Genomic DNA, 11,224 nt, shown 5'->3' on the forward strand with positions numbered 1-11,224 from the left:
TTCACCAACCTCAGTAGGTTCTGATGTCGACCACCAGCAGACCAGGTGCGTCGCCCAGCGCTCTGGAGCCGGAGAAGTCGGAGCCGCAGACCACACCCTCGACCACCACCGGCGGAGCCATCGTCACCCGCCGCGCCGGCACGCCGAGTGTGGGAACCGACAGCGCCGGATAGCTCGGGAAATCGATGACATAGCTGCCGCCGGGCGGCAACGGCGACGTCCCGTACCCCCGCGAAGGCGGGTAGTCGTCAGGCGGTGCGAAGAAGCCCGCCCTGACCACCGTCACCGGACAGCTCCTCGCCGACCTGTTCACGATCCTCAGCGAGGATCCCGCCGCCAGCTCCACATGGCCTGGCCGGAAGACAGGCAGGCCCGGGCCCCGCAGGGTGACCGACCGCACGATGGGGTCCTGCGGGCCCTCGGTGGCGGAGGGCGAAGGCGTGGGGGCGGCGGAGAGGTGAGGAGAGGGCGCGGACGCCCGCCCGGGCGCGGACGCCGAGGTCGGGGCGCCGCCGCCGAAGGCCTGCGCCGCCGCCAGCGCGAGTCCGATGGCCCCGGACATCCCCGCGACCACCACCGAGCCGTTGACCACCGGCTTCCTCTGGATCCACGACCGCACAGCCCCGAAGACGGCGATGGAGGGCTTGCCCCTAGACGTTCCCGTCACATTCGCCGCCTTCAGAGGTCGACACGCTCAGGAAGGGCCCCCGCCCCTGACCGCCCGCCGCGGCCACAGATCGATGGTACGGCCGCACCCCACCCGGCCGCGTCGTCGATCCGACAGAGCCGGGCCCCGGATCCGGCGGTGTCCAGAGATCGCTCAACCTGCCCGGTCAAACAGCCCGACGGGCCACCGAATGGCCTGGAGGAATACCGGACCACGATGACCTGCCCGGATAGATGGCCGGCCCCCATCGGTCTCTTGTTCGGCCAAGGGGATGTCAGCCCCGAATCCGGATTCGGAGTCGCGCGGCCTTGACTCCCGGGGTTTCTCTGCCTTGTAATGCCGAATCATGGATCACCGTCTGAAGGCGGTATCTGTGCGCGGGTAGTGAACTGCGGCGGCTGTCGCCCTTCGGGCGCGGTGGCGTTCATGGAAAGGTCCTGATGACCGCTGTGGGGGCCGACGGCTCGACACCCGCACGTTTCGGCGGCCTGCTACGCCGGCTACGTCTGGAACGCGGGATATCCCTCACCGACCTGTCTGAGCTGGTGCACTACAGCAAGGGTTACCTGAGCAAGGTCGAGAACGACAGGAAGCCCCTGACGCCCGGTCTGGCACGGGAATGCGATCGCGAACTGCGGACCGGTGGCCTCCTGGCCAGGCTGACCGCCGAACGGCAACCCGGCGACGACTCCGTGTCATCGGCCGGGGAACCGGCCGAGCGGGCGTCCGCCCATCGGCACCGGTCCCCCGGCGGTCCTCCGGCGAACGACCCGTCCCTCCCCGAGCCCGGCTCTGTCGTGGCGAACGACCCGCCCTTCCCCGAGCCCGGCTCTGTCCTGGTGACCGGCCGGTCCGGGACCGTACGAGGGGATCGGACCACCGCGGGTTCGGAGATCGAACCCTTCCCGGCGATGGCATGCCTCGGGCGGGAAGCCGAATTGGAGACCCTGAGTACGCATGCGGCGGCGGCCGCCGCGGGGCACTTCCGGGTCGTGTGGGTCGGTGGTGAGGCCGGCGTGGGCAAGTCCACGATCGCTCGGGCGTTGGTGGAGACGGCGGAACGAAGCGGATGGCAGACGGCGTGGGGGCGCTGCCCGGAGGTCGACGGGGCTCCGCCGGGATGGGCGTGGATCGAAGTGATGCGCCGCCTTCGAGCCACCGGCCTGGCCCCCGAAGGCGGAGACGGCGTCGGTGATCACGGCGTCGAGGCGCGTCCCCCGGAAGAACGGCCGGTGCCAGACGGCACGGCACCCCCGGAAGAACGGCCGGTGCCAGACCGCACGGCGCCCCCCGAAGAACCGCCGGTGCCAGACCACACGGCGCGCCCGGAGGACGCCGTGGCCGCGGCACCGTTCCGGCTGGCGCGCGAACTGGTCCGGTGTCTTTCCCAGCGCGCCGAGCAGGAGCCATTACTGATCGTCCTTGATGATGTTCACCGTGCCGGCGGGGAGACCCTGCAGGTATTGCGCCATCTTTTCGCCGAGTTGCCCGAGCATCCGGTGCTGGTCGTGGCGACCTATCGGCCGGATGAGATCACCGCCGACCTGGTGGCCGCACGGGCGGCGATGGCCGGTACCCGTGCCGGCCGGCTGGATCTGGGTGGGCTCGCCGAGGCCGACACCGCCCGCTTGATCCACCGGCACAGCGGAACGATGCCGGCCCGGCGGACCGTTCAGCTGATCGCCTCACGCACCGGGGGAAACCCGCTGTTCGTCTGCGAGTTCGCCCGCCTGATCGCCGCCACGGGTACCGAGACGACCGCCCAATCGGTGCCCGACGGGGTCCGCGAGGTGCTCCGTTGCAGGTTGACGGCACTTCCGGCCCGCGTGCTGTCGGTGTTGCGCACCGCCGCCGTGATCGGCGTCGAGGCGGATGTCGACATGCTGCTGATGATTGAGGCGATCGGGGAGGACGCCGTCCTCGATGATCTGGAGACCGCCGTCCGTGCCGGACTCCTCACCGAACCGGCGCCCGGCACCGTGCGGTTCTCCCACGTGCTGGTCCGGGACGTCCTCTACGAGGACATCCCGCTGCTGCGCCGCAACCGCCTCCACGCCCGCGCCCTGGAAGCGTTCACCCGTTCCCGGCGGGCCGGTGCCGCTGTGCTGGCCCACCACGCGCTCGCCGCCGCCACCGTGTCCACGGCGCGGGCCGCGGCGCTCGCGGCAGCGGACGCCGCTCATGCCGCCTCCGCGCTGTCCGCTCACCAGGAGGCCGCCAGTCTGCTGGAGCGGGCGTTGCAGGTCCTTGATCTGTGTGGTCACGGCTCGCCGGAGAACTCCGGCGAGCCCAACGGGCAGGACGGCCTGCGGCTGGACCTGCTCTGCGCGCTGGTCTCCGCGCAGGGCCACGCGGGCAACGTGCTGGCGGCCCGCGCTTCCCGCCGCCGTGCGATCGAGGCGGCCCGACGGGCCGGCACACCCGAGGGACTACTCCGCGCCCATACCGCCTACGACGCTCCTGCGCTGTGGACGGTCCACGAGTACCAGCACATGGACACGACACTGGTCGAAGGCCTGGAAGCCCTGCTGGCCACGCTGCCCGCCCGACACGATCGCACCCGTTGCCGGCTGCTGGCGACCCTCGCCATCGAGGTCGACGCCAACGACCCCGACCGCACCGACCAGGCCAGCGTGGAGGCGCTCACGATCGCCCGGCGGCTCGGCGAACCCGCTCTGCTGTGCCTCGCCCTCAACGCGAGATACATCGCGACCACTCTCGACCCCGACGGACACGCGGAGATGGAACGCATCGGCCAAGACCAGATCGCCGTCGCGACGCAGGCGGGCCTGACCGGCTACCAGGCGCAGGGGCACCAGATCCTGTTCATGGTCGAACTCGGCCGCAACGATCTCGAACGGGCACAGTGGCACGTCGACCAGGCGGTCGAGCATGCCACCACCGGCCAACTCGGGCTCGCGCTCGGCGTACTCGCCATGTTCGACGCCCTCCGTGACCTGATCGCCGGGCGATTCGACCACGCCGAACGCAAATACGCTGAGATCGCCGCCCAACTGCGGGTCGTCGGCGATCCGAACGCGCACACCTTCGACCTGCTGGTGCGATTCTGCCTCGAACACGCCCGGGCCGACTCCGACTCCGGCTCCCAGGCGCGCATGGCCGCCCTCGCCGAGCAGTCCCGCCCCGTCTACGAGCGGCTGGGTGATGTGATCGCGGAGCCCTACACGCGGCTACTCCTGGCCGCGGGCCGATACGACCAGGCACGGGCCGTCTGGGCACCCGCCGCACCGGTCCCCCGGGACTTCTACTGGCTGCTCTGGACGGTCTTCCGGGCCGAGAACGCCATTCACTTCAACGATGACACCGTAGCGGCGACCTGCTACGAGCAGCTCATTCCCCATGCTGGGCGACTTCCCGAAATCGTGCACGGGCATATCACCCTCAATCCGGTCGACCACACCCTCGGCCAGCTCGCCACCGCCCTCGGCCGCCGCAAGGACGCGACCCGCCACTATGCCGAGGCCATAAACCTCGCCGAACGCATCGGTGCCCCGCACTGGGCGGCACGCAGCCGTCACGCTCTCACGCGCCTTCGCCTCGGGTCCGGAGCCGTCCGGCAGATCTGACGTTCCGCGGAGTCGTATGCGATCCCGCCACCCGGCCTGAGGGTGTCCCGAGCCATCCGAAGCACCAGCACATCGCTCCTGATATTTCGGTGTTTCCCTGTTTCCCTTCTGCGGAGGCAACAGGAAACCCATCGACCAACGCTCGAAGCAGGACGAAACTAAAGGCGCCGGCGCGGCGAGCCGGAACCGTACGGCCGGCTTCGCCAATTGTGAACAACCGAGGAATGGCCGTCACGGTTTTCACCGTTCCCTGAGGCGCCGTTCGCGACTCCGCCACTTGGAGGAAAGGAGAGGGGCCGTTCTCCTCGCTACTGGGGCGCGTGGTGGCGGCCCACACTTTAACCGGATCAGCGAACCCCGCCTTCCGGAGATCCACAGGAGAAGAATTCAGGCGAGATTTTCCAGCATTCGGCTTCTGAGGAAGCATCTGTCCGTGGAGTTTTGAGAAAGCATCTTTTCATGGAGGTAGCATGTCGAGATCCAGGATCATCGCCGGCCTGCTGGCGGGCTGCGTCGCCGCGGCGGTCACTCTGACGGGGTCGTCCGCACACGCGGCGACGAACTCGACCGGTGTCACCGGCCAAACGGAGTCGAGCAGGATCAGCACGGCGGACGACCCCTCCCTTCTGCACCGGCAGGCCCGCTCGGACGCGGAACTGCGCCAGCAGATGGCGCTTCAGTTGAAGATCGCCCCGGGAGGCGTGCAGACGAGCCGCAACGAGATCTCCTACGCCGACGGCACGTTCGTGGTGACCTACGCCCTTCCAGAGCGGGTCACGGTGGCCGCGGTCGCCGACTGTCCGTCCGGCTGGTTCTGCTTCTACGACGGGAAGGATTTCGGATACCCCCGGGGAAAGCTCTCTTCCTGTGGCTGGCAGGACCTCGCCAATTGGGGTTGGAACGACCGCACCACCTCGGTGCACAACAACATCAAATGGCAGCTGGGTTTCCGCGAACACGATGATTTGGGCAACCCCGCCTACGGTCACCAGTACGATTATCCCCTCTGGAGCTCAAGCCCGTTCTCGGCATGGAGCTACGTCGGAGACGCGAACAACAATCGGGCCGACCACGTAGAGCTGTTCTGCTGACAAGCGCCTTCTGGAGCGGGACGGGTCTGAAGGAGACGCCCCGACCACGAATACGGAGCCCACGACGGCCGCCCCGGCGAACCCCGCGGCTAGTCCTGTCCGCCAACTACTAGGCGACGCAGAGATCACGCCTGTGCTCCGTCGCGAATCGCTCCCGCCCCCGATCGGCCACCCGATCGGGGGCTTCCGCGATCGGGGGCTTCCGCGATCGGCGGCGGCTCCTGCGCGGCTCAGCCGGCCGGCGCACCGACCACGGCGGAGTCCGGACGAGCCGTACCGGGCGGTCCTCCCGTACGGAGGTCCCTCCCGCCCATGCGGGTAAGCCGCGTGATCGATCTGACAGACCAGGGCTCCCGTCTTGAATCCCCTGCCGATCTCGTCTAGCTTTTGATTTCATCAGCAGTTGAAATATCTGGCCAGGGAAGTCCGAGGTGCCTGTGGAGCCTGCGATCGAGGTCCGGGATCTCATCGTCGAACGTGGCAGGCGCCGCGTTCTGCACGGTCTGAGCTGCTCCATTCCGCGCGGTAGCGTCACCGGCCTGCTGGGTCCGAGCGGCAGCGGGAAGACCACCCTCATGCGCGCCATCGTCGGCGTCCAGGTCGTGAAGGCCGGCGCGGTGACGGTGCTCGGCGTCCCGGCCGGGTCCGCCCCGCTGCGTACCAAGATCGGCTATGTGACGCAGGCGCCGAGCGTCTACGCCGACCTGACGGTGAGAGAGAACGCCCGGTACTTCGCGTCGCTCTACAAGGGCGTCACAGCGGCCGACGCGGACGCCGCCGTCACCGACGTCGGGCTCGGGGATGCCGCCGGCCGGCTCGTCGGCGACCTGTCCGGAGGGCAGCGCGCCCGGGCGTCGCTGGCCTGTGCCCTGGTCGGCAGGCCCGAGGTCCTGATCCTCGACGAGCCGACGGTCGGGCAGGACCCGGTCCTGCGCGACGACCTGTGGCGGCGGTTCCGGGCGATGGCCGCCGAGGGCACCACCCTCCTCGTGTCGAGCCACGTGATGGACGAGGCCGGGCGGTGCGATCGGCTGCTCCTCATCCGCGACGGGGAGCTCATCGCGGACGACACGCCGGAAGCGGTACGGGCCGGGACGGGGACTCCCGATCTTGAGGCGGCGTTCCTCCACCTGATCCGAGCCAAGCAGGGGGTCTCGTGAACCTTCGCATCCTGGCCGGTACGGCCGGGCGGATCCTCCGCCAGCTACGCCACGACAAGCGCACCGTGGCACTCCTCGTCGTCGCGCCCAACCTGCTGCTGACGCTGCTCTACTACATGTTCGACGACGCGCCCGGCGTCTTCGACCACATCGGCCTGGTCATGCTGGGGGTCTTCCCCTTCACGATCATGTTCCTCGTCACCAGCATCGCGATGCTGCGCGAGCGCACCAGCGGCACGTTGGAGCGGCTGCTGACCACGCCGATGGGGAAGCTGGACCTCCTGTTCGCGTACGGGCTGGCGTTCGGTCTCGCCGCCGCCGTCCAGGCCTCGGTGACCTCGGCGGTCGCCTACTGGCTGCTGGACCTCGACGCCCCGGGCGGCGTGGGCCTGGTGGTCCTCATCGCGATCGCCAACGCGGTGCTCGGCGTCGCGCTCGGCCTGCTGTGCAGCGCGTTCTCCCGCACCGAGTTCCAGGCCGTCCAGTTCATGCCGGTGGTGGTGATCCCGCAGATCCTGCTCTGTGGCCTCTTCGTCGCCCGGGACCAGATGGCCGGCTGGTTGCGGGCGATCAGCGACGTGCTGCCGATGACGTACGCCGTGGAGGCACTTCAGGAGGTCGGCCTGCATGCCGAGGCCACCGGCACCCTGTGGCGCGATTTCGGCGTCATCGTCGGCTGCGTCATGGTGACCCTGACCCTCGCCGCGGCGACCCTACGGCGGCGCACCGCGTAGGCGCCGCGGTTCCGCCCCGTGAGGCCGCGCCGGGCGGTCCTCGCGGATCGTCGTCACGCCGGTGAGCGAGGCGAGCGCGCTGCTTCCCGAGCGCGATTCGAGCACCACCACGACACGGTCGTGGGGCAGCTCCTGGGCGAGCACCGCGCCGGGCAATTCGGCCAGCCGTACGCTGAACTCCTCCACGGGGACCGAGAGCCCGACGATGTAGGCGACCTTCACCCGCTCAGGCGTCGAGCGGGCAGGACGCGCCCCACCCACGTCATGGACGCAGGCAAGCCGCGGCTCATTTGTGCAGGTAGTCGACGAGTGCGGCCTTCTCGGTCTCCAGTTCCTCGATGGCGCTCTTGACCACGTCTCCGATGCTGACGATGCCGGCCAGCCGGCCCTCGCTGAGCACGGGGAGGTGCCGGATGCGGTGGTCGGTCATGGTCTTGCGGAGATCGTCGACGTCGGCGTCGAGCCCGCACGTACGTACGGAGGTGGTCATGATCGAGGACACCGGCGCGTCGAGCACGCCCTGACCCCGCAGGTGGAGCTGTCGCACCACGTCTCGCTCGGACACGATGCCGACGATCGTCATGCCGTCCTCCGACACCACGACCGCGCCGATGTTGTGGTCGGACAGAATCGCGAGCAGCTCTGTGACGGTCGCCTGCGGTGCCATGGTGGCCACCGTGGTTCCCTTACCTCGCAGGATCGCGCTGATGAGCATCGACACCACCTCGTCAAGCTGGAGAGGCCCGGCTAGGGTACCTGTGGCTTCCCCACCTGAGGTCCTCGTTAACCGCGTGTGGCGGTAAAGGACCCGCGTGATTCCCGGGGACTCCGGACCCGGCACGCCGGGCGCAATGAGTAATATGTCACGCACCACTTCTCTCCACCGGGACCTCCGATGACCGATCAGTTGAACACCGGCAGCCACGACCTGCCGGTCTCCGACGCCCTGGCCGCCTTCATGACCGAGGGCTGGGACGACACGAGCCGCCCCGGCCTCGCGCCGTTGCCCCTGGCCGCCTACACCGCCAAGCGCCGCGACGCGCTGGTGCGGCGGTTCCCCGGCGAGCGGCTGGTCATCCCCTCGGGAACGCTCAAGGTCCGCAGCAACGACGACGACTACCGCTTTCGCGCGCACAGCGCGTTCGCGTACCTCACCGGGGGCCAGGAGCCGGACGACGTGCTGGTCATCGCCCCCTCGGGCGCGGCGACGCTGTTCACGCGCCCCCGCTCCCCAAGGTCGGCCGGGGGCGCGGCCGGGCAGGAGTTCTACCGCGACCGCAGGTACGGCGAGTTCTGGGTCGGCGCCCGGCCCGCCCTGGACGAGGCCGAGGCGCTCTACCAGATCGAGTGCGCGCCGATCGACCGCCTTCCCGAGGCGCTCACCGGCGACTCGCGGGTGCTGCGCGACGTGGACGCCTCGGTGGACGCGCGGGTGGCGCCGCACGACGGCGACCGCGAGTTCGCCTCGTTCCTGTCGGAGATGCGGCTGATCAAGGACGAGTGGGAGATCGCCGAGCTTCAGCACGCGGTGGACGCGACGGGGCGCGGCTTCGAGGACGTCGTACGCGCGCTGCCGCCGGCCCTCGCGCACCCCCGGGGCGAGCGGTACGTTGAGGGCGTCTTCGGGCTGAGGGCGCGGCTGGAGGGGAACGCGACGGGGTACGGCACGATCGCCGCCTCCGGCGCGCACGCCTGCGTGCTGCACTGGATCCGCAACGACGGCCGCCTGAACCGCGACGAACTGCTGCTGCTCGACGCGGGCGTGGAGACCGACAACCTCTACACCGCGGACGTGACCAGGACCCTCCCGCTGTCCGGCCGCTTCAGCCCGATCCAGCGGCAGGTGTACGAGCTGGTGTACGAGGCGCAGACGGCCGCCATGGCGGTGGTGAGGCCGGGGGCCCGGTTCCGCGACTTCCACCGGGCGGCCATGGGAGTCATCGCCGAGGGCCTTCGCGAGTGGGGCGTGCTGAAGTCCGTCGACGACGACCTCCACCGCAGGTACACCCTGTGCAGCAGCGGCCACATGCTGGGCCTCGACGTGCACGACTGCGCCAGGGCGCGCGCGTCGGTCTACCTCGACGGCGTGCTGGAGGCGGGTCAGGTGCTGACCGTCGAGCCGGGCCTGTACCTCCAGCCGGACGACCTGACCCTCCCGCCCGAGTTCCGCGGCATCGGCGTGCGCATCGAGGACGACCTGGTCGTCACCGAGGACGGCGCCCGGCTCATGTCCGCGGGCCTTCCCCGCCACCCCGACGAGATCGAGACCTGGATGGGCATCCTGCTGAGCTGACGCCCCGGCGCCCGGCGGAGGTTCACGCGGGGCTCGCCGGACCCCCTTGCGTGCGACCCTGCGGCCCGGAGGTCTCCGGACGGCCGCCGGATCCCCTGGCCTTCCGGGCCGCGCGGCCGGGCGTGGGGTCCAGGAACACGTGGGTGATCTCGGGGAACCGCTCGGCGAGCCGGTGCTCGATCTGGTCGGCCGCCGCCTCCAGCCGGTCCCCCGAGCACTCGTCCACGAAGTCGATCTTCGCGGCCACCAGCACCTCGTTGGGCCCGAGCATCATGGTCAGCAGTTCCACGACGTCGCTGACCTCCTCCTGCGAGACGAGCTCCTTGAGGATCTCGCGCTGGAGTCCCTGCGGGGCCGCCTGGCCGATCAGCAGGGAGGCGTTGGCCCTGATCAGGTGCATGGCCACGCCGAGCAGCAGCAGGCCGATCACCACGGACGCCGCGCCGTCCCACACCGGCGAGCCGGTGAGCTGGAAGCCGAGGAGGCCGAGCGCGGCGACGACGATCCCGGCCAGGGCCGCCGAGTCCTCGAAGACCACCGCCTTGACCGCGGTGTCGGAGGTGTGCGCGACGTACCGCTGAGGGCTCACGCTCCACCGCCTGGCCGCGCCGCGCACCTGGTGCAAGGCCCTGAAGAACGAGATGCCCTCCAGCACGAAGGACACCGCGAGGACGACGTAGGAGACGCGGAGGTCTCCCAGTTCCTCCCCCTTCCAGATCGTCTGCACCCCATGGGTGATCGAGAACCCGGCTCCGATCACCAGCGTCGCGCCCGCCGCCATGAGCGCCCAGAAGAACCCCGCCTTGCCGTAGCCGAAGGGGTGCCGGCGGTCGGCGGGGTGCTCGCCCCGCCGTACCGCGATCAGCAGGAGGACCTCGGTCACCGTGTCGGCGGCGGAGTGCGCCGCCTCCGAGAGCATCGCGGAGGAACCACTGATGAGCCCGGCCACCAGCTTCGCCACCGCGATCGCGAGGTTGACCCCGGCCGCCACCAGTACGGTGAGGAAACTCTCACTGCCCTCGTCCGGCTCCGCCTTGTCGCTCATCTCGCCCGTCTTCCCCTGTCCCGCGCTTCCTATCGGCAGTGGACGGGAAAGTTTGATCCCCGGACAGATCGCAGCTGTCACCGCATTCGGTCGGGGGACATGCGCCTGGTTCGCGCTTGAGGGAGATAGATTCACCTCCATGAGCACGGCGGAATCCGATGACCTCGACCCCAACTGGCTGAGCGGCGGAGAGCAACGAGCCTGGCGTGCCCACCTCTCCGCGCACAAGCTCCTCGAACACCGGCTCGACCGCGAGCTGCAGGAGTTCGGGCTGTCGGTGAACGACTACGAGATCCTGGTCAACCTCTCCGAGAACTCCCGCCACCGGATGCGCATGAGCGACCTGGCCGAGGCGACGATCCAGTCCAGAAGCCGCCTGTCCCACCAGATCGCTCGCATGGAGGCCGCCTCCCTGGTCCGCCGCGAGAGCTGCCCCGATGATCGGAGAGGCACGTTCGCGGTGCTGACCGAGCACGGGTGGGACACCATCCAGCGGGTCGCGCCCATGCACGTCGCCAACGTCCGCTACCACTTCATCGACCGCCTGGCCCCCGAGCTGATCGAGGCCCTGGAGGCCGCCTACGCCCCCGTCGTCTCCCACCTGCTCAGGCTCCGCGCCGAAGAACGCGCCTAGCCGGGGGCTCCGA

General features: G+C 69.8%; 10 protein-coding genes. 6 read left to right on the forward strand and 4 right to left on the reverse strand.

The annotated features are described in order from the left end of the window. Positions 1–10: 10 nt before the first annotated feature. Complete coding sequence (locus ACGFIV_RS19010) at positions 11–667, reverse strand: hypothetical protein (protein WP_358550042.1); 657 nt, start codon at positions 665–667, stop codon at positions 11–13. Positions 668–1,107: 440 nt separating this feature from the next. Here ACGFIV_RS19010 and ACGFIV_RS19015 point away from each other — a divergent pair, with 440 nt between their 5' ends. From ACGFIV_RS19015 to ACGFIV_RS19030, 4 genes are all read left to right on the forward strand, one after another. After that, a complete protein-coding gene (locus ACGFIV_RS19015; RefSeq protein WP_358550040.1) occupies positions 1,108–4,254 on the forward strand; it encodes an AAA family ATPase in 3,147 nt (1,048 codons plus the stop codon). Between the two features lie 470 nt (positions 4,255–4,724). Beyond that, the gene (locus tag ACGFIV_RS19020; RefSeq protein WP_358550038.1) at positions 4,725–5,345 is read left to right on the forward strand and encodes a peptidase inhibitor family I36 protein; all 621 of its coding nucleotides are present in this window, start codon (positions 4,725–4,727) and stop codon (positions 5,343–5,345) included. Between the two features lie 431 nt (positions 5,346–5,776). After that, entirely contained in the window at positions 5,777–6,505 is a 729-nt protein-coding gene (locus ACGFIV_RS19025) for an ABC transporter ATP-binding protein (protein ID WP_392836430.1), read from the forward strand. After that, a complete protein-coding gene (locus ACGFIV_RS19030; RefSeq protein WP_358550034.1) occupies positions 6,502–7,239 on the forward strand; it encodes an ABC transporter permease in 738 nt (245 codons plus the stop codon). Before ACGFIV_RS19025 ends, ACGFIV_RS19030 begins: the two co-directional genes overlap by 4 nt. On the opposite strand, the gene ACGFIV_RS19035 is transcribed toward ACGFIV_RS19030, so the two are convergent. Both ACGFIV_RS19035 and ACGFIV_RS19040 read right to left on the reverse strand, forming a co-directional pair. Continuing rightward, positions 7,219–7,461, reverse strand: a complete 243-nt coding sequence (locus tag ACGFIV_RS19035) for a hypothetical protein (RefSeq protein WP_358550032.1) — start codon at positions 7,459–7,461, stop codon at positions 7,219–7,221. The genes ACGFIV_RS19030 and ACGFIV_RS19035 overlap by 21 nt on opposite strands. A 64-nt stretch (positions 7,462–7,525) precedes the next feature. Further along, positions 7,526–7,954 (reverse strand): CBS domain-containing protein, encoded by a 429-nt coding sequence (locus ACGFIV_RS19040; protein WP_358550030.1) that lies wholly within the window; start codon positions 7,952–7,954, stop codon positions 7,526–7,528. A 180-nt stretch (positions 7,955–8,134) separates the two neighbouring features. On the opposite strand from ACGFIV_RS19040, the gene ACGFIV_RS19045 reads away from it, so the two are divergent. Beyond that, positions 8,135–9,532, forward strand: a complete 1,398-nt coding sequence (locus tag ACGFIV_RS19045; RefSeq protein ID WP_358550028.1) for an aminopeptidase P family protein — start codon at positions 8,135–8,137, stop codon at positions 9,530–9,532. A gap of 22 nt (positions 9,533–9,554) precedes the next feature. Here ACGFIV_RS19045 and ACGFIV_RS19050 read toward each other — a convergent pair whose 3' ends face one another. Further along, positions 9,555–10,577, reverse strand: coding sequence for a cation diffusion facilitator family transporter (locus tag ACGFIV_RS19050; protein WP_358550026.1), 1,023 nt, complete (start codon positions 10,575–10,577; stop codon positions 9,555–9,557). Between the two features lie 139 nt (positions 10,578–10,716). On the opposite strand from ACGFIV_RS19050, the gene ACGFIV_RS19055 reads away from it, so the two are divergent. Further along, on the forward strand, positions 10,717–11,211 hold the full coding sequence (locus ACGFIV_RS19055) for a MarR family transcriptional regulator (RefSeq protein ID WP_358550024.1): 495 nt from the start codon (positions 10,717–10,719) through the stop codon (positions 11,209–11,211). Positions 11,212–11,224: the final 13 nt, after the last annotated feature.

Origin of the sequence: Sphaerisporangium sp. NPDC049003, assembly GCF_043197795.1 — a bacterium.
GTDB lineage: Bacteria > Actinomycetota > Actinomycetes > Streptosporangiales > Streptosporangiaceae > Sphaerisporangium.

Bases quoted from the DNA above. Each gene is read 5' to 3' on its own strand.
- ACGFIV_RS19015 (WP_358550040.1), top strand. From the start codon at position 1,108: ATGACCGCTGTGGGGGCCGACGGCTCGACACCCGCACGTTTCGGCGGC.
- ACGFIV_RS19020 (WP_358550038.1), top strand. From the start codon at position 4,725: ATGTCGAGATCCAGGATCATCGCCGGCCTGCTGGCGGGCTGCGTCGCC.
- ACGFIV_RS19040 (WP_358550030.1), bottom strand. From the start codon at position 7,954: ATGCTCATCAGCGCGATCCTGCGAGGTAAGGGAACCACGGTGGCCACC.
- ACGFIV_RS19045 (WP_358550028.1), top strand. From the start codon at position 8,135: ATGACCGATCAGTTGAACACCGGCAGCCACGACCTGCCGGTCTCCGAC.
- ACGFIV_RS19050 (WP_358550026.1), bottom strand. From the start codon at position 10,577: ATGAGCGACAAGGCGGAGCCGGACGAGGGCAGTGAGAGTTTCCTCACC.
- ACGFIV_RS19055 (WP_358550024.1), top strand. From the start codon at position 10,717: ATGAGCACGGCGGAATCCGATGACCTCGACCCCAACTGGCTGAGCGGC.